This is a genomic window from Listeria immobilis (assembly GCF_014322765.1).
GTDB lineage: Bacteria > Bacillota > Bacilli > Lactobacillales > Listeriaceae > Listeria > Listeria immobilis.
The window spans coordinates 38,330-57,581 of sequence record NZ_JAASTZ010000011.1; the positions used below are offsets into that span (position 1 = coordinate 38,330).

At 35.1% G+C, this 19,252-nt stretch carries 18 protein-coding genes; 4 read left to right on the forward strand and 14 right to left on the reverse strand.

Going from position 1 to position 19,252, the window contains the following annotated elements:
* Positions 1–108: 108 nt before the first annotated feature.
* Positions 109–1,710 carry an ABC-F family ATP-binding cassette domain-containing protein gene (locus HCJ50_RS09625; RefSeq protein ID WP_185348137.1) on the forward strand — a complete coding sequence of 534 codons (1,602 nt, stop codon included), beginning with the start codon at positions 109–111 and terminating at the stop codon, positions 1,708–1,710.
* Positions 1,711–1,749: 39 nt separating this feature from the next.
* On the opposite strand, the gene HCJ50_RS09630 is transcribed toward HCJ50_RS09625, so the two are convergent.
* From HCJ50_RS09630 to HCJ50_RS09665, 8 genes are all read right to left on the reverse strand, one after another.
* Positions 1,750–2,397 carry a hypothetical protein gene (locus tag HCJ50_RS09630; RefSeq protein WP_185348139.1) on the reverse strand — a complete coding sequence of 216 codons (648 nt, stop codon included), beginning with the start codon at positions 2,395–2,397 and terminating at the stop codon, positions 1,750–1,752.
* Positions 2,398–2,449: 52 nt separating this feature from the next.
* Positions 2,450–3,790, reverse strand: a complete 1,341-nt coding sequence (locus tag HCJ50_RS09635; RefSeq protein WP_185348141.1) for a dihydrolipoyl dehydrogenase family protein — start codon at positions 3,788–3,790, stop codon at positions 2,450–2,452.
* A 92-nt stretch (positions 3,791–3,882) separates the two neighbouring features.
* Positions 3,883–5,550: a ribonuclease J gene (locus HCJ50_RS09640; protein ID WP_185395667.1), complete on the reverse strand. Its 1,668-nt coding sequence runs from the start codon at positions 5,548–5,550 to the stop codon at positions 3,883–3,885.
* A 19-nt stretch (positions 5,551–5,569) separates the two neighbouring features.
* Positions 5,570–6,451, reverse strand: a complete 882-nt coding sequence (dapA, locus tag HCJ50_RS09645; RefSeq protein ID WP_185348145.1) for a 4-hydroxy-tetrahydrodipicolinate synthase — start codon at positions 6,449–6,451, stop codon at positions 5,570–5,572.
* A gap of 14 nt (positions 6,452–6,465) precedes the next feature.
* The gene (gene dapG, locus HCJ50_RS09650) at positions 6,466–7,677 is read right to left on the reverse strand and encodes an aspartate kinase (protein WP_185348147.1); all 1,212 of its coding nucleotides are present in this window, start codon (positions 7,675–7,677) and stop codon (positions 6,466–6,468) included.
* A gap of 21 nt (positions 7,678–7,698) precedes the next feature.
* Entirely contained in the window at positions 7,699–8,742 is a 1,044-nt protein-coding gene (locus tag HCJ50_RS09655; RefSeq protein ID WP_185348155.1) for an aspartate-semialdehyde dehydrogenase, read from the reverse strand.
* 198 nt (positions 8,743–8,940) lie between these two features.
* Positions 8,941–11,106 carry a peptidoglycan D,D-transpeptidase FtsI family protein gene (locus HCJ50_RS09660; RefSeq protein WP_185348157.1) on the reverse strand — a complete coding sequence of 722 codons (2,166 nt, stop codon included), beginning with the start codon at positions 11,104–11,106 and terminating at the stop codon, positions 8,941–8,943.
* Positions 11,107–11,235: 129 nt separating this feature from the next.
* Positions 11,236–11,844: a superoxide dismutase gene (locus HCJ50_RS09665; protein ID WP_185348159.1), complete on the reverse strand. Its 609-nt coding sequence runs from the start codon at positions 11,842–11,844 to the stop codon at positions 11,236–11,238.
* A 306-nt stretch (positions 11,845–12,150) separates the two neighbouring features.
* Here HCJ50_RS09665 and HCJ50_RS09670 point away from each other — a divergent pair, with 306 nt between their 5' ends.
* The 3 genes from HCJ50_RS09670 (at position 12,151) to HCJ50_RS09680 (ending at position 14,118) form a co-directional block, all read left to right on the forward strand.
* Entirely contained in the window at positions 12,151–12,948 is a 798-nt protein-coding gene (locus tag HCJ50_RS09670) for a DUF1189 domain-containing protein (RefSeq protein WP_185348161.1), read from the forward strand.
* A 145-nt stretch (positions 12,949–13,093) separates the two neighbouring features.
* On the forward strand, positions 13,094–13,801 hold the full coding sequence (locus HCJ50_RS09675) for an AzlC family ABC transporter permease (protein ID WP_185348163.1): 708 nt from the start codon (positions 13,094–13,096) through the stop codon (positions 13,799–13,801).
* The gene (locus HCJ50_RS09680; RefSeq protein ID WP_185348165.1) at positions 13,792–14,118 is read left to right on the forward strand and encodes an AzlD domain-containing protein; all 327 of its coding nucleotides are present in this window, start codon (positions 13,792–13,794) and stop codon (positions 14,116–14,118) included. Before HCJ50_RS09675 ends, HCJ50_RS09680 begins: the two co-directional genes overlap by 10 nt.
* Before the next feature lie 82 nt (positions 14,119–14,200).
* Here the strand turns inward: HCJ50_RS09680 and HCJ50_RS09685 are convergent, their stop codons facing one another.
* The 6 genes from HCJ50_RS09685 to HCJ50_RS09710 all read right to left on the reverse strand — a co-directional run bounded on the left by HCJ50_RS09685 (position 14,201) and on the right by HCJ50_RS09710 (position 19,247).
* Positions 14,201–15,088, reverse strand: coding sequence for a peptidylprolyl isomerase (locus tag HCJ50_RS09685; RefSeq protein WP_185395666.1), 888 nt, complete (start codon positions 15,086–15,088; stop codon positions 14,201–14,203).
* Between the two features lie 146 nt (positions 15,089–15,234).
* On the reverse strand, positions 15,235–15,660 hold the full coding sequence (gene zurR, locus HCJ50_RS09690; protein ID WP_185381144.1) for a transcriptional regulator ZurR: 426 nt from the start codon (positions 15,658–15,660) through the stop codon (positions 15,235–15,237).
* Complete coding sequence (gene zurM / locus HCJ50_RS09695) at positions 15,641–16,519, reverse strand: zinc ABC transporter permease ZurM (RefSeq protein ID WP_185348846.1); 879 nt, start codon at positions 16,517–16,519, stop codon at positions 15,641–15,643. Before zurM ends, zurR begins: the two co-directional genes overlap by 20 nt.
* Complete coding sequence (locus HCJ50_RS09700) at positions 16,494–17,267, reverse strand: metal ABC transporter ATP-binding protein (RefSeq protein ID WP_185348848.1); 774 nt, start codon at positions 17,265–17,267, stop codon at positions 16,494–16,496. Before HCJ50_RS09700 ends, zurM begins: the two co-directional genes overlap by 26 nt.
* A gap of 144 nt (positions 17,268–17,411) precedes the next feature.
* Positions 17,412–18,338 carry a manganese-dependent inorganic pyrophosphatase gene (locus tag HCJ50_RS09705; RefSeq protein WP_185348850.1) on the reverse strand — a complete coding sequence of 309 codons (927 nt, stop codon included), beginning with the start codon at positions 18,336–18,338 and terminating at the stop codon, positions 17,412–17,414.
* 15 nt (positions 18,339–18,353) lie between these two features.
* On the reverse strand, positions 18,354–19,247 hold the full coding sequence (locus HCJ50_RS09710; protein WP_185348852.1) for a deoxyribonuclease IV: 894 nt from the start codon (positions 19,245–19,247) through the stop codon (positions 18,354–18,356).
* Positions 19,248–19,252 lie beyond the last annotated feature (5 nt).

The following is a 19,252-nucleotide window of genomic DNA, read 5'->3' on the forward strand; positions in this document are numbered from 1 at the left end:
ATTTATTTATGTGTGTATACTTTCTTTGCATCACTAACCGTGTTAAAATAGTAGTAATTGTGTTTTTTCTGAAATTAAGAGAAAACAACTTAGTATTGGAGGAAGAAAATGTTAACTGTAAATAATGTCGGTTTACGCTATGGCGATAAAAAGCTATTTGAAGATGTTTCTATTAAATTTTTACCGGGTAACTGTTATGGTCTTATCGGAGCAAACGGAGCTGGAAAATCTACTTTCCTAAAAGTTCTTTCCGGTGAGCTTGATTCACAAAGCGGAAATGTGCATATTGGTTCTGGTGAGCGTCTTGCTGTCCTTCGCCAAGATCATTTCCAATATGATGAAGAATTAGTTTTGAATACTGTAATTATGGGGCATGAACATCTATATAAAATTATGGACGAAAAAAATGCCATTTACATGAAAGAAGATTTTAGTGATGCAGACGGAATTCGGGCTGCTGAACTAGAAGGTGAATTCGCTGAGCTAGACGGTTGGGAAGCAGAATCAGACGCAGCTGTTTTACTTAATGGTTTAGGTATTTCAACAGAATTACATGGTAAATTAATGAAAGATTTAACTGGTGGAGAAAAAGTAAAAGTACTTCTTGCCCAAGCATTATTTGGTAAACCTGATATTTTACTATTGGACGAACCAACTAACCACCTTGATATTCGAGCAATTCACTGGTTAGAAGAGTTTTTAATCAACTTTGATAATACTGTTATTGTTGTATCACATGATCGTCACTTCTTAAATAAAGTATGTACTCATATTGCCGACCTAGATTTCAGTAAAATTAAACTTTATGTTGGTAACTATGATTTCTGGTATGAATCAAGTCAATTGGCGCAAACAATGATGGGCGATCGTAATAAGAAAAAAGAAGAAAAAATGAAAGAATTACAAGACTTCATTGCTCGCTTTAGTGCCAATGCATCTAAATCAAAACAAGCAACAAGCCGTAAAAAAATGTTAGAAAAAATTACACTTGAAGACATTCAACCTTCCAGTCGTCGTTACCCTTTCATTCAATTTAAACCAGAACGAGAAGTTGGGAACGACCTTCTAACAGTAACCAATCTTTCTAAAACGATTGATGGTGTGAAAATTTTAGATAATCTTTCTTTCTCTATTAATCGTAATGATAAAGTGGCTTTAGTTGGTGATGATGAAGTAGCGAAAACAGTATTATTTCAAATACTTGCTGGTGAAATGGAGCCAGATGAAGGCAGCTATAAATGGGGAATTACAACCAGTCAAAGCTATTTCCCAAAAGACAACTCCGAGTTCTTTGAAGAAAATGATATGAGTCTTGTGGAATGGTTGCGTCAATTCTCTCCTGAAGATGACAGTGAAGCTTTCTTACGCGGTTTTCTTGGGCGTATGTTATTTAGCGGAGATGAGGTATTGAAGAAAGTTCGTGTCCTATCTGGAGGCGAAAAAGTGCGTTGTATGTTATCAAAAATGATGCTATCGGGATCTAATGTTCTTCTTTTGGACGAACCTACTAATCACTTGGATCTAGAATCTATCACAGCGTTAAACAATGGCTTAGAAGCTTTCAAAGGTGCGATAATCTTTGCTTCTCATGACCATCAATTACTACAAACAATTGCAACACGTATCGTTAACTTATCTAAAGACCAATTTTATAACAAAGAAATTTCTTATGATGAATATTTAAAAGAAGTTATGAATGTAACAGAATAAAAAAGTGTCCATACCCTTTTGATAGGATATGGACTTTTTTTATTTTAATTCTATTTTGTCAGTTTTTGTTGTAAGTGGTGTGGAAGAATCTTTAAAGTAACTAAGAAAACTATATGAAATCCAAGTAATATCAGAAACATTGTCTAATTTTTCTACTGGGAAAACAATTTTTCCTTTGACAGTTTCTCCTGGCTGAACTTCAGTTTTCTCAAATTCCGATAATACCGCATCTCCTCCGTTTATTTCCATCTTATTAGTCTCAAGTTGTCCTTGATTTGGGTATGTTTCCAGTATTTTATCAGCATTATTCGTAATTTCCAGAGCTAACGTAATATTACCTGGAACTGATTTCCCTTCAATAGTTGAGTAAGTTTCTTTCTTTTCAACTGTAACAGAGCTGATTTTTTTCTTAAAATTATCTGCGGTATCTTCATAATTTATTTGATAGGTTTTTGTTTCTGTGGCAGTTTGATTAGAGCCAGCAGAAGAATAATTAAACACATCATTTTGGACTTGCTGATAGTGTGAGAAACTAACAATAATACCAATGATTGAACCAACTAATAACAGCATTCCAGCGCTAGTCATAATCGCGCCTATTTTTCGTTTAGCTGGGAAGAATAAAATCACAATTCCTGCGATAAAAATTAAGAAAGCTGCTATTCCGACAATAATCCAAAGTTCCATCTATTCTGCTCCTTTTATGCGAATTTCTCCCCCACTATACCATATTTGACGTTCAGTTCAAAGCAGTTAAATCACTTGCTGGAGATGGATATGCAAAAAGAACGGTTTGTAAATCGGTTAATGTAAGATTTGCTTTCATTAAGAGAGCCATATAGTTAATCATATAATCTGCTTCTTCGCTTAGAAAATGTGCACCTTTTACCTGCTGCGTATTTTTATCGGTTATTATTTTTGCAAGTGCAAGTGATTCATTAGTTCGTTTATAGGTGTACCATTCTGTTGTGTCATGGCTTTTTATTTCATATTTGTCAGGTTGTTCTTGTGCTTCTGCTATACTAATACCAATGCTTGATAGTTTAGGGCTAGTGAAAACAACACTTGGTATCGCTGGATAGTCTATTGCAACTTGTTTACCAAGAATATTTTCGGCTACAATAGCTGCTTCCATGCTAACAACTGGGGTAAGCGCTGCCCCTTTGGATGCAGCAACATCTCCGCAAGCATAAATATGTGGATTATTTACAGTTTGCAAGTTTTTATTTACACTTATACCTTTTCTAGTATATTCAATCTGTGCATTTTCTAGGTTTAAATGCGCAATATTAGGCGCTCTTCCTGTGGCTCCAATAATTACATCTGTTCGAAGAGAAAAGGAATTTGGACCTGAAATTTCTAATGTATCTGCTTTTTTCTCCACTTTAGAAATATCTGTATCAAAATGAAAATGAACACCTTCTTCTTTCATCAATGAAACTAGCGCGGCAACAAAATCAGGATCGAATTTTTTTAGAGGTTTACTATTGTGATGAATTATATGTACCTCTTTTCCAGCAGCTAAAGCTATAGAGGCAAATTCAAAGGAAATATAACCCCCGCCAATAAAAGTGATACTGTCAGGGAGTTCCTGTAAAGACAAGAAATCATCACTTGTTTGGATATATTCGTTTCCTGGTATTTTCATTTTATTTGGTGCTGCTCCGGTAGCTAGGACAATATTTTTAGCTTTTAATATATCTTCTCCCACTTGTAATGTATTATTTGATTGGAATGCTGCTTTCCCAAAGAAAGTTTCGATTCCACTATCTTGAAAACTCCGCAAACGCTGCTCTGGAACATCTTCCACAAAGGTTTCTTTAAAAGCCATTAATTCAGTCCAACTTATTGTTGCAGCTTGTTTAATGCCTTTTCCACGTAATCGTTTTGAAAAATTGGTAGCTTCTGCAGCACCAATAAGTACTTTTTTTGGATCGCATCCTCTAAGTACACAAGTTCCTCCCCAGCTACGTTCTTCTACAATAGCTACACTTAAACCTCTACTCCTAGTTTCAAAAGCAACCGTAGTTCCACTTGCTCCGCTTCCGATTACGACAACGTCATATGTATATTCTGTCAATTGAATCACTCCTTCTAAATTAGTTTTCCCGTCTATTTTAGTTTTAAACGAAAAAACTGCCGCACATTCATGTATGTACAACAGTTTTATTACTATACTTCCATAATGATTGGTAAGATCATTGGACGACGCTTGGTTTGCTCAAATAAATAGCGATTTAATTGATCGCGAATATCTTGTTTTAATTTAGCCCATTCAAACCCAGCTTCTTGTAAATTTTTCTCCACTATTTTTGTCACTACTTTGGATGATTCTTCAATTAAATGCTCGGATTCGCGCACATAGATGAATCCGCGAGAGATAATTTCTGGTCCAGAAGTAATTGTTTTTGTTTTTCGATTTAATGTTACTACTACAATAAAAATCCCATCTTCTGAAAGTAATTTGCGGTCTCTTAGGACGATATTACCAACATCTCCTACACCTAATCCATCAATGAGTGTATTACCAGAATATACACGGTTTCCGGCAGTCATTTTATCATTTTTATATTCTAGGATTTCTCCTTTACCAACGATAAATACATTTGATTTTGGCATGCCAACTTCATGAGCTAGTTTTGCATGACTGATAAGCATACGATATTCACCGTGAACAGGAACAAAATAACGTGGTTTTAGTAAATTTATCATTAATTTTAAATCTTCTTGACTCGCATGACCAGAAATGAAAAGTGTATTACTCATGGTTAATACTTTTGCTCCAGCTTTATAGAGCATATCCATTGTTTTAGCCATCATTGTTTCAAGTGATGGAGATGGGGTTGTTGTAATATAAACAGTATCACCAGGTTTGATATTAAACTGTGGATGATTTCCTTTTGTCATCAATTTTAGGGATTGGATTGGTTCCCCTAAATTCCCTGTTTCGATAATCGTAATTTCATCATCATTATATTTTTTTACATCTTTTAAAGGAATGATTAAATCTTCCTCAATAATTATTTTATCTAGGCTACCAGCAATCTCAAAAACGCGTTCTAACTCTTTACCGACGATAGCTACTTTTCGTTTAGTTGCAACGGATGCATCAAGAACCTGTTGTAAACGAATTAAATTGGAAGCAACACAGGCTACAATGATTCTGCCATCTGCCATTCGAAATGCATGTCTAATTTCCTCTTCAATCAAGCTATCACTAGAAGTAGTTCCAGGATGTTCTGCTTCAGAGCTATCAGATAATAAGGCAAGTACTCCTTTTTCACCAAATTCAGCAATATGGCTTAAATCTGATGCATAACCATCTTGTGCTGATTGATCAAATTTAAAATCTCCAGTGTAGATAATAGAGCCTTCGCTTGTTTCCAGTACAATCCCAACAGAATCAGGAATAGTGTGTGTTGTGCGGAAAAAAGATACATCAATTTTAGGAAATGATAAAGTAGTGTCCGCATCAACAATATGGAAATTTTTAAATCTTAGTTTACGATGTTCTTTTAGCGCAGATTTAGCTAGGGCAATAGTTAATTCTGTACCATAAACAGGCGCTTTTACTTTTTGAAGTAAGTAAGGTAGTGCGCCAATTGCGTCTTCATGGCCATGTGATAGGAAAATCGCTTTAATTCTATCTTTATTTTCTTCTAAATATTTAAAATCTGGGATAACAATGTCGATTCCCAGTAATTCATTTTCTGGGAACATTAAGCCAGCATCTAATATAAAGATATCTTCGTCTATTTCTACCACATACAAATTTTTGCCACTTTCATCGACACCGCCGAGTGGGATGATTTTTATGTTTTTCGCTTTTTTTATTGTCAAAGCGTAGACCTCCTTTGAACTATTTAGAAAGTCCTTCTAATATAGCTTGTAATTTCGTTCCTTGTGCAGCGTTTAAATCTACTAGGGGCAATCTAACTGGACCAACATTAACTCCTTGTTGGTTTAATAGATATTTTGTTGGCGCTGGATTTGGTACAGCAAAAAGTTCATTCATTAGTGGAAGTAAATTGCGATGAATGCTCGCAGCTTTTTGAACGTCCCCTTTTTCAAACGCTTGTATCATTTCCTGCATTTCATTTCCAACAAGATGACTTGCAACAGAAATAACACCATGTCCGCCAACTGATAATATTGGTAATGTTAAACTATCATCACCACTATATACTAAGAAATCATCGGAAGTTCCAGCAATAATCGCACTAATATTATCTAAATTACCGCTTGATTCTTTTACCCCAATAATATTAGGTAGAGCAGCTAAACGAATAATTGTTTCTGGTTCGATATTTACGACACTACGTCCAGGAATATTGTAAATAACAACTGGTAGGTCAGATGCTTCTGCTACTGCAGCAAAATGAGCATATAAACCATCTTGATTTGGTTTATTATAATATGGCGCAACAATTAATACGGCATCAATTCCACCTAGTTCTGCTACTTCATTCGTAAATGCAATTGTTTCTGCTGTATTGTTTGAACCAGTACCAGCGATTAATTTTGCACGTCCATCATTTGTTTCAATAACTTGACGGAATAATTTTATTTTTTCATCATGTGATAAAGTGGGTGATTCGCCAGTCGTACCAGCAATTACTAAACCATCTGAGCCATTTTCGATTAAGTGGTTCACAAGATGATGAATTCTTTTTTTGCATACTTTATTTTTTTCTGGGTGAATTGGTGTCACCATTGCTGTAATAACTTTTCCTAAATCCATCTTTCTTTTCCTCCTTACTTAATTTCTAAACAAAATATGTCATGAAGGGCATTGACTGCCGAAATTAAGTCCTCTTCTCTTACTAATACCCAAATAGTAGTGTGACTATCCGCTGATTGTAAAATTGGTATATTTTTTTCAGATAATGCAGCTACTATTTTAGCTGTTACTCCAGGAACTCCAGTTATTCCAGCTCCAACAATAGAAACCTTCGCACAAGATTCACGGACATTTGTTTGTAAACCGGCTTCTGCTAAAAGTACTTTTACTAGTTGACGTTTTTCTTCTGGAACCGTGAAAACAACGGAATTCGTTGATATATTGATAAAGTCCAGACTTATGCCAGCATCTGCCAGTATTTTGAAAGCTAGTTGTTGTGTTTTTACTGTGTCTGTTAAAATTGATACCTGTGTTAGATTTGTTACATGAGCCACTCCTGTTACCAAGCGTTCTTTGACATCGAAATGATCAACTTCATCTGCTAAAGACGTAACAAGTGTTCCAGTAGACTCTAAATAAGTAGAACGAATCCGCATTGGGATCTTAGCAGTCATAGCAATTTCTACAGCACGCGGGTGAATAACTTTGGCACCTTGATAGGCCATGTTGCTTACTTCATTATAGCTTACTCTTGGAAGTGAACGAGCATGCTCCACAATACGAGGATCTGCCGTCATCATTCCGTCTACATCAGTAAAGATATCAATATAGTCAGCTTGTAAAGAAACGCCAAGGGCAGCAGCAGAAGTATCGCTACCACCACGACCAAGTGTTGTAATATCGCCGTTCTCTGCCATACCTTGAAATCCAGCAACCACTGCAACATCAAGTGATTTAAGTGCATTTTGGATTCTGGCGGTATCCACTTTTGTAATTTTAGCATTTAGATGGTTACTTGAGGTAATAATACCTGCTTGGCCGCCAGAAAATGATTCGGCTTTAATATTTGCTTCTTTTAACATATTGGTAAATACTGAAGCAGAAATAGTTTCACCAACCGAAAGCAGTGTATCCTGTTCTCTAGCAGACAATTTTGTTTCTTTTGCACCAATCAATTCTAATAGTGTATCTGTTGCATAAGGGTCACCATATCGCCCAATTGCAGAGACTACAACCACAACTTTGTAGCCATCTTTAAGTGCACGTTTTATGTGATCAAATGCCATTAACCTAATTTTTTCATTTTGGACAGATGTACCGCCAAATTTTTGTACGATGATTTTCATTTCTTACACCTCAAAATAGCTTTAAATAATCGCTAATTTTACTAAACTTTCAGCGATTTGAATAGAATTCCAAGCAGCCCCTTTTAGTAAATTATCGGAAACAATCCACATATGGAAGCCTTTTGTGTCATCTAAGTCAGCACGAACTCGACCAACAAATACTTCTTTTTTTCCAGCGGCATAAATTGCTTGCGGATATAGTTGGTTGGCAGGATCATCTTCTAAAATAACTCCAGGAGCAGTTTTTAGGATGTTTTGAATAGCTGTAGCATTTACTCCTTCTTTGTCTACTTCAATATAAACACTTTCGGAATGTCCACTTACTACTGGAATACGAACACAAGTAGCTGCTACTTTCATGCTAGCATCTTCCATGATTTTTTTCGTTTCATTGATCATTTTCATTTCTTCGTATGTATAATCATTTTCCGTGAAAACATCAATTTGTGGTAGAGCATTAAAGGCGATTGGATAGTGTTTTTTATCCCCTTTTACTGGCATGATTTCAGGGGTAAAGGCTTTATTGTCTAACACAGCTCTACTACCTTCTTGTAATTCTTGAATAGCACTTACTCCAGAACCAGAAACAGCTTGATAGGTGGAAACAATCACTCTATTTAAACCAAAAGCTTTTCGAATCGGTTCGAGCGCTGTCACCATTTGAATTGTAGAACAGTTTGGATTCGCGATAATCCCGTTATGTGAATGAAGTGCTTGTTCGTTTACTTCAGGAACTACCAATGGAACAGTCGGGTCCATTCGATACGCACTTGTATTGTCAATAACAATTGCTCCACGTTGAACAGCTTCTTTAGCTAATGCTTTAGAGACAGAACCTCCAGCACTAAATAAAGCAATATCAACACCTTCAAAACTTTCTGGTTTCGCTTCTTGAATCGTTATTTCTTCATCACGGAATATTAATTTTTTTCCTGCAGAGCGAGCTGAAGACAAGAACGAAACTTGCTTTATCTTAAAAGTCGCCGCCTCTTCTAGTAATTCAATCATTTGAGTACCAACTGCACCAGTAGCGCCTACAACTGCGACATGATAACTTTTTGTCATTGTTTACAATTCCTCCTTCAAATTCATCCTCTTATCTCTGCATTAAAACAGAAATCTGGTTAATTTTACACTTACTTCATCATACCATAAAAGGAGCTATTTCGCAGTTTTTTATGTGTGTTTGCGTTTATTTTTTTAATTGTTTGTCAGTTTATATTAAAAAAAACCACTTTCGCAAAAATGAAAGTGGTTTTTTGGTTAATTTTCGGTTTGTTTTGACTGAGCTTCTGCTGCTTCTTTTTTGTTATTGATAGGTTGTTCTACTTTAGAATCGCTTTTATTTGCTTTTGCGCGTTCTTGTTTTAGTTCAAAATATTTATCGAATACTTCTTTGGAAATGGTCATATTCGTTTTGTGATCCGTACCATACGGACGATAAATCCAAGGAACAACAACGGATATAGCAATTTCTGGTTTTTTGACTGGTGCGTAACCTACAAACGTAGTATTCCACACACTAGCCATTTTATTTCCTTCTTTCGGTCCATCATAAAAGGCATCCGCAGTCCCTGTTTTACCAGCAACATCGTATTCGCTAGAAGTAAAGACTGTTCTAGCAGTACCCGTTGAACCATGTGTTACTTCATAGAATCCTTGTTGTACGGTTTTCATATCGCTCTCTGAAACGCCAATTTTGTTTAACACTTTAGGCTCATTGGAGGTTGCGAGAGTTCCGACAGTATCACCATTTGTACTTGGATTTCTAATTTCTTTTAACATGCTTGGGGCAATTCTTGAGCCGCCATTAGCAATAGTTGAAACGTATTGTGCCATTTGTAGTGGTGTATAGGAATCGTATTGTCCAATAGCAAAGTCGAGAATTTTACCAATTGTTTGGTCATCCCCTTTGTAACCAGTTTGTTCTCCTGGTAGGTCGATTCCGGTTTTTACACCTAGCCCAAATTGATTGTAATAATAACGCATATCATCAAAAGTACTTAATGGTGCTTTTAGCGGGCCGTTTGGAACATATTTAGCGCCCCCCATTTTCATAGCTACTTGATACATATAGGAGTTAGATGAAATTTCTAGTGCACCAATTGGGTCAAGTGGTCGGTTACCAGCTCCAGTTCTGTTAAACCAAGAACTCTTTGGTTTCGTTCCTTTTAGTGCAATTGGTTGATCAGTAAATACTGTGTCTTTTGTGATAGCACCATCCATAATACCGCCTAAGATGGTAGAGCCTTTCACTGCCGAGCCCATGGCATATGCAGTAGTAAATGTCCCAAGTGAGTAGTCTTCAAATTTGCCTTTTTCATTTAGTTTTTGTCCAGCAAGCGCAAGAACTTCACCAGAATATGGATCCATAGCAACAACGAAGGCACGGTCAAATAAATCAGAACCGCCATATTGTTTTCCTTGTGAAATATTTTTACGCAAGATTTCTTCTACTGCTTTTTGGAACTCAACATCTACAGAAAGAACTAAATCTTTTCCTTTAGAACCTTCATATTTGCTGACTGTTTCAATAATATTCCCTTTAGAATCTAGTACGCTTTCCGATTGTGATTTGGATCCTGCAAGCACGCTTTCGTATTGTGCTTCTAAATAACTTTTACCTACACGATCATTACGACTATACCCCTGCGATAAATAGTATTCCGCCTTATCTTTTGGCAAACCTTCTTTTGCACTAGATACGGAACCTAAAATAGAGCGTAATGTTTCATCGTATGTGTAATAACGATTCCAATCCGTTGTTGTATCAACTCCTGGCAAGCTATCCATGTTTTCACTAACACGTGCAATTTCTTCATCAGTAACATCTTTATTCTTCACTACTGATTCAGTCATTGCATATCCAGTAGTCATTTTTTTATAGATGGTCGCAACTTTTAAGTCTTCTTTACTAAGACTGTCAATATCTGCTTGTGTAACATTTTCTACTTGAATCTTGTATGCTTTCGAAGCTTCTAGTGCTTGCTCCTTGGCAGAAAGACGGTTTAAAGACTCTGTTTGGTGTGTTAAAATCCAGTAATCTTGTAAATCACGCTCTGTTAATTTCTCTGGCTCAACAGTTATTAACTTTTCAAGTGTTTGAGCAACATGTAGCGTTTCTGATGTTTCTGTTTGCTGACTTCGTGTGTAAGTGATTGATTTAACCGCTGAATTTCCGACTAATAAATTGTAGTTGCGGTCATAAATACTTCCACGTGGAACATTTTTTGAAACAGTTACGTTATCTGTCTCTTCTAATTGCCGTTTGTACGTATCCCCTTGAACGATTTGAACAATACCTAATCGTAAAATTAAAACAGAGAATAATATAAAAATAATAAAGAATAGAATATTTAAACGTAATGGAATAATGGCGCGTTTTTTCTTAGTGGAATCTTTTTTCTTTTTTCTAAAATTTAGTTTCACGCAAAGTTACCTCACTTTTCAATAATACCTTTCCCTATTGTAGCTGAAAAACCGTCATTTTTCCACTGTAAGTTTATTAGAAATTCATTAGAAATAAAAAAAGACCCACCTAAGTGAGCCTTCTAGTTATTATTTTGCTGCGTCAAAGCGTTTGTTTGCTTCATCCCAGTTAATTACATTCCAAAATGTGTCAATGTATTCAGGACGACGATTTTGGAATTTAAGGTAGTAAGCATGTTCCCAAACATCTAAGCCAAGAACAGGAGTTTTACCTTCGCTAAGTGGAGAATCTTGATTAGCAGTTGAAACGATTTCTAGTTTACCGTTGTTCACTACTAGCCATGCCCAACCTGAACCAAAACGCGCTGCTGCTGCCGCATTGAATTTTTCTTTGAAATCATCAAATGTGCCAAATTCGCTTTCGATTGCTGATTTTAAGTTACCAGTTGGAGCACCACCACCATTTGGGCTAAGAATAGACCAGAATAAAGTATGGTTAGCATGACCACCACCATGGTTACGTACAGCACCACGAATTTCTTCAGGAACACTATTTAAATTAGCAACTAATTCTTCTGCAGTTTTGTTTGCAAGGTCTGGATGTCCTGCAACTGCTTCATTTAGTTTTGTTACATAAGTATTGTGGTGCTTTGTATAATGAATTTCCATTGTTTCTTTGTCAAAATTCGGTTCCAAAGCATCATAAGTATAAGGTAATTTTGGTAATTCGTAAGTCATAAAAAATTCCTCCTCGGATAGTTTATTATTTATGTGAAAAGAAATTAGCTTATAAGGCGAAAGTTATAGAACCTATTTCCATAGAACTATGTAACACCTTAAATAACGTTTCTCTTTACACCATTTAGCCTACCACGACCTAGATATGCTTGCAATTTTTCTGCTTAGTGATGTTTCAATATTGATTTTGCAATCATTTCAAGCTATGATTAAGGTTAGGTGGAAAAGAACATCCTTTTGCACATACAGGTATCTTTTTCCCGAAAAACGAAAAGTTAAACCATTAGGCGAGGTGTTGAAAAAAGAATGAATATTTTTAAACGCTTCTGGAAAAGTTTATATTCCCCTGCGGATATTGCATCGTTCCGAAATGATAAAATCAGAAAAAGCATTGTCTATATCATCGTTTTATCATTTGTTACTTTCCTTCCATTAGCATACTTTACGAGTGTTACAACAAAAAATGCGTTAAAAGTTGGCGAAGAAACTATTACAAAGGAAATTCCGGATTTCAAAGTGACAGACGGAAAACTTGTTTTAACAGATAGCCAAGTAAAAAACTTACCTATCTCTATCGATCAAGATCAATTACATATTTATTTTGATGCTTCTGGAACGCTTGATGAAGATGATGTGGATAATAAAATAGCTTCTTATGATAGTGCAGTTGCCTTTCTTTCAGATGGTATTTATATTACTGCTGCTGGGGTATCACAATCATTTAGCTATGAAACGGCTGGTATTAGTGATAAAGGTGATTTGGTTAACTTATATACATCAATTGAATCTCTCGCGAAGTACTTTATTCCTATCGCTCTACTAGTGTTATTTATTTTTACGTTAGGTTCCGTTTTCTTCCGAGTGGCACTTTATGCACTCTTTGGTTTTATTTTATCAGGTTTTGGAAGAACTGGAATTGCTTTCCGCCAAAATTGGATGATGGCCTCTTACAGTATTACTTTAGCGGCTGTTTTCACAATGGTCATGGAAGCTTTACAAATAATTGTCCCATTTGGAATGGAAATTAATATGGTTGTTAGTATGATTTTTGTTTTCCTTGCGATCCGTTCTATTCCACCAAATGAAACAACACTAGAACAGTAAAAATGGACCACTTGTACTTTTACAAGTGGTTTTTTTATTTGAATGAAGCTGATTTTAAGTGGTATGATTAAAAAATCAATGTTATCAATGAATGATTACATCGAATAGTTATTGCTGCATTTGTTTTGAGGGGAGAGATATTTTTTTGGATAAAGAAGTGGAATTAAGTTTTTATGATGGTGTAAAAGCTTGTTTACCAACTGTGTTAGGTTATGCTGGGATTGGTATTGCTGCTGGTGTAGTTGGAAAAGCCTCGCATTTAAGTGTACTTGAAGTAACTTTACTCGCAATTATTGTTTATGCAGGAGCTGCTCAATTTATTATATCTGGTTTATTATTATTACAAAGTCCAATTTCTGCTATTATATTTACTACTTTTTTAATTAATTCGAGACATTTTTTAATGGGAATGGCTGAAGCACCGCACTTTAAGCAATACTCTCTTTGGAATAATATAGGAGTTGGTTCATTACTAACAGATGAGACATTTGGCGTTTCAATGAATCAGATTGGAAATAAAAAACCAGTGAATGCCAAATGGATGCATGGAATCAATGTGACAGCTTATCTTTCTTGGATTATTGCATGCATTGTTGGCGCGTTTATTGGAAATTGGCTTCCAAATCCAGAAAAATTTGGGCTTGATTTTGCCTTATCAGCTATGTTTATAGGGTTGCTTTATTTACAAGTTATCAGTGATAAAAGTAAAAAAATTAGTACTAGCTTATCTGTTATGTTGATGGTTGCATTGTTTTTAGTAATTTTTATGCGATTTACGACACCTGAAATAGCTATTTTAATTGCAACACTGTTGGGTTGTTTGATTGGAGTGATAATAGAAAAATGGCAATAAGTACATATACATTATTTGTGATTATTGGTTGTGGAATTGTTACCTTTATTCCTCGAGTACTTCCTTTTATTTTTGTGCGCAAATTAGCCTTGCCTGATATCGTCATTCGTTTTTTATCTTTTGTTCCATTAGCAATTTTAACTGCTCTTTTTGTTCAAAGCTTGCTTACAACGAGTAAAAATGCTTTTCCAGTCATTAATATGGAAAACTTACTCGCATCTCTACCTACTATTATAACTGCTATTTTAACTAAAAATTTAATGTGGATTGTGATTGTTGGCATTATTTCTATGGCAGTTATTCGATTAATTTTATAGAAAAACCCTTTACTGGCGTGTGTTTTTGACGGGAATCAAAGCCAGTAAAGGGTTTTTATTTATGGGTAGATCAGAAGTAAGCTTAATTGGATGTTGTGGTACTTGTTGTTTCCGTGTTAGTACTTGTATAATCAGAAAATGCATCTTTTAAATCACTATCTTTTATATCTATGTTAGCTGCTTTTAATTCTTTTTTTAGGGCAGCAGTCATATTTTCAGAGGTTAGTTGTGATTCGATATAGGAAGCTTTTACGGCTGCTTTGTCTTTTGCATACGTCGTTTTATCGGTTTTCTTCACTAATTGAATTAAATGATAACCATAGCTAGATTTAACTATTTCGCTAACATCATTTGTATTCTCTAATGCATAGGCAGCTTTTTCGAATGTTTCATCCATTTCACCAGTACCAAATGGATCAAGTAGTCCACCATTTGTACTTGTTGCTGTGTCTGTCGAATATTCTTTTGCTAAATCAGTGAATTTTTCTCCATTTTTTAATTTTGTTTGTATTTCTTTTGCTGTTGCTTCGTCATCGACTAAAATATGGCGGACAGTAATATCCGGTTGCCAAGTTTTATAATATTTTTTTAGCTTACTTTCGCTAACATTCATATTTGCTTCTGTTGCTTTTTGAATAAGTAAATTATATTCAATATTTTCTTTAAAGGAAGTTTTCGTTAAATTACTTGAAGCAAGCGTTGATTCAAAAGAATCGCCATATTGTTCCTCGTATTTTTTATATTCTGCATTAACTTCTTTTTCTGAAACAGTGTATTTATCCTCTAGTATTTTTTTAAAAGTTAGTTGTTGTACGACCTCATTCCCATATGTAGCTTTCATCGCTTCATAAAGATCATCTTGTGTTACACTCCCAGCATCTGTTTTTACGACAGCGCTACTACCACATCCTGCGAGAATAAGTAATGTTGCTGTTATAACTGAAATAATCATTTTTTTTAATATTGTCAAGCTGTTCCTCTCCTTCTACTTTCGGCTACTTCTTACTTTAACCATAAAAAGTGTCTAGAATGAGAAACAAATATGAAATAATTATGAACATTCTCGGCAAAATAAAAATGGTACGAGTTTAATAAAGTTCCTCGTACCATTCACTATTAAGAAGCTTGCAAACACTCTGGGCATTCACCATAAACTTCAAATTTATGACCATCAATCTGATAACCAGGTAATGCTTCTGTTAAAAAGTCCATTGGGCACATCATAATTTCTTTTGTTTTACCACATTTCATACAAATAAAATGATGATGATGATGCTCATGTGTACAAGCAAGACGAAAATTCCGCTCCCCAGAAAGATCCGTTTCTTCAAAAATACCTAACTCAACAAATAACGAGAGGTTTCGGTAAATCGTATCAAAACTTATTCCAGGAAAATCATCTTTCATATTTTCTAATACATCTTTGGCAGTTAAATATTTATTTTTGCGTGCTAATAAATTAATTAGAAATTCACGTTTATCTGTGTGTTTATAACCTTGTTCCTTCATTTTCATCAATGCTTCAGTTGCTGTAAGTCCCATTTTCTTCACCTCGATTAGCAATTAAGATTTTTTGACGTATTTTTTGGTATAGTATCGTGACGATTAAAATTAACACGGAAATAATAACGATTGCTCCACCTGGTGCTAAGTTTAAATAATAAGCAATAAATAGACCACCGATAACAGCTATTTCCCCAAATAATATGGATAAAAGAATTGTTTGTTTAAACCCTTTTGCAAGTCGAATTGCTGCGGCAACTGGTAATGTCATTAGTGATGAAACAAGCAAAATACCAACAATTCTCATGGAGGATGCAATAACAAGTGCAACTAAAACCATAAAAATAATATCAAATACTTTTGCTTTTAAACCAGAGACTTTTGCATATTCTTCATCAAAAGACAATAAAAATAGTTCTTTGTATAGAGATAAAATAACGATAAACACAATAATTGCTATTACAACAATTGTAAGCATATCTGTGCGACTAACGGCACTTACACTTCCAAATAAATAACTAAATAAATCTGTGTTAAATCCATTAGCAAGAGAAATAAAAATAACTGAAAAACCCATACCAGCGGACATTATTATCGGAATTGCTAGTTCTTCAAAATGTTTATATACGGTCCGTAATTTTTCCATTAATAAGGAGCCAACAACCGAAAAACCAAATCCAAGGTATAGTGGATTGAGTGTCGCAAGCGGTAAATACATTTTACTTAAAAATAAACTAACCGCAATTCCTCCAAGTGTCACATGGCTTAATGCATCTGCCATCAATGATAGCTTTCTAACTACAATAAAACTACCTAATAGCGGTGCAATGACCCCAATTACTAACCCCACTACAAACGTATTTCGGATGAAATCATATTGGAAAAGTGTCGCAATCAATACAATCTGCCTCCCTTCTACGCTGTTCTGTTAATATTTCAAGTTCTCGGTCTGCTAAATAATGTTGGTATTCATGGGCAGTACCATCAAACACAATCCGTTTATTAATACTAATTACATGATTAACGTAGGTGTTAACAGCCATTAAATCATGTGTCACTAGTAAGAGTGTCATTTGCTCTGTTTGATTTAATTCTTGAAGTAGTTCATAAAATGCTTTCACATTCTCGACATCCACTCCGACTGTTGGTTCATCTAAAATAAGTAACTTTGGTCGACTAACTAATGCACGAGCAATAAAAACACGTTGTTGCTGTCCACCAGAAAGTTCACCAATATTTCGATGTAAATAATGCGTCATCTCTACTTTATTTAGCGCATAGTCAATTGCTTCTTTATCTGCTGTATTTAATGTTTTAAATAATCCCTTTTTTTTCGTTAAACCACTTGCAACGACTTCTTTGACAGTTGCTGGAAATGCGGAGTTAAACGCATTGGATTTTTGGGAGACAAAACCAATTTTCACCCAATCTTTAAAATCTGCTTGTTTTTCACCAAATAGCGAGATACTGCCTTGTTGTTTTTTTAGAACGCCTAAAATTAATTTTAGCATAGTAGATTTTCCTGAGCCATTCGGACCTATCAAGCCGGTAAAACTGCCTTTCTCTACTTGAAAATGAATGTTTTCTAAGGCATGCTCTTTATCATAATGATAGCTTACATTATTAATTTCTATGATTTTATCCATTCATTTGCTCCTTTGGCAGTATTTGCTTGTCGCTTGTACTAGTATATAAAATAATTGCTTAAATGTAAATCGGAATAACTTCGAATTAAAAAAATCTACAAAAAACCTGGAAATGAATGGCGCTCATCTCCAGGTAAGTATTTATTATTTTGCAAAATTCTCTGTAAGAATAGGTACTACTTGTTTTTTACGAGATACTACACCTTGTAATGGTGCTTGGTTATCGATAAATTTAACACTATAGGCTTGCTCCACAACATTAGTTTTCTCACCGATAGCTATACCAACAGAATCATTAGTAAGAATATTGGTAATTACAAATAAGTATAAATCTAATCCTTTTTCAGCAATAATATTTGTCATAAGTGCTTCTACTTCTGCTCTGCGACTTAAAACATCGTCTACATCAACCACATTAATTTGGGCGATTTCGACTTTATTATCATTCATATTAAATTCTTTTGCATCAAGTAATAATTCAGCGACCGTTTTTTTACTAACATCTGCGCCAGCTTTTAGCATATCCATTCCAAATGTTTGAATATCTACATCAGCAATAAGTGCTAATTTTTCAGCAGCTATTTTATCTTCTTTTGTACAGGTTGGTGATTGGAAAAGTAATGTGTCAGAGATAATTGCCGAAAGCATCAATCCAGCAGTTGATTTACTTACCTCTATTTCACTTTCACGGAACATTTTTAAAAGTATGGTTGTTGTGCATCCAACTGGTTCAGCGCGATAATAAAGTGGATCGGCAGTTTCGAAATTGGCAATCCGGTGATGATCAACAACAGAAACAACGGTTACGTCGGCAATATCATCTGCACTTTGTTGACGCTCATTGTGATCCACAAGCGCTACCTGCGAAACTTCATTTGCAACTGTTTTTACTAAACGAGGAGCTGTTACTTGGAAGTAATCTAGAACAAAAGCAGTTTCACTGTTAAGTTCCCCTAAACGAACTGCTTCAATATCTGCTCCTTGTGCTTTTTTTAATTCTGCATAACTAATGGCAGAACAAATCGTATCTGTATCTGGATTTTTATGACCGAATACAAGTGTTTTTGTCATTATTTTCGTCTCCTTTTAGTCATTTATAATTTTGTTTAATAAATCCGGGTCAAATTCGCCACTTTTTAGCATGGCAATTTCCCGTTTGTAAGGCGGTTTTTTAGATGCTTTATCTTCACCAACATAAGGCGTTTCTAATATTTTTGGAATATCAGCTAGCTGTGGATGATGGACGATATAATGAAGTGCATCAAAACCGATATGGCCAAACCCAATATTGGCATGTCTATCTTTATGAGCGGCACATTCATTTTTGCTGTCATTTATATGTAGCACTTTTAAGCGATCAATGCCAATAATTTTATCGAATTTATTTAATACGCCATCAAAATCATTCACAATATCATAACCAGCATCATGTGTATGACAAGTGTCAAAAGTGACAGATAATAATTCATTATGAGTCACGCCATCAATAATTTGCGCTAATTCTTCAAATGTACGACCGCATTCAGAGCCTTTTCCAGCCATTGTTTCTAATGCGATTTGAACTTCTTGGTCATGAATAAGCGCTTCATTTAAGCCTTGAATAATTTGTTTTATTCCTTTATCAGCACCCTCACCTACATGGGCTCCGGGATGAAGTACCATTTGCTTAGCTCCAAGTGCACGCGTACGAGCTATTTCAGATTGTAAAAAGGTAACGCCCAACTCATATGTTTCTGGCTTTACAGAATTACCGATATTGATAATATAAGGAGCATGAACGACGATGTCTGCCATATCATGAGCTTTCATGTGTTCTAAACCGGCTTCAATATTTAATTCTTCTATTGGTTTTCTTCGCGTATTTTGCGGAGCACCAGTATAAATCATAAACGTATTTGATCCGTAAGAAGCAGCTTCTTCACTCGCACCTAGAAGCATTTTTTTACCATTCATAGATACATGAGAACCAAGTCTTAACATAAAAT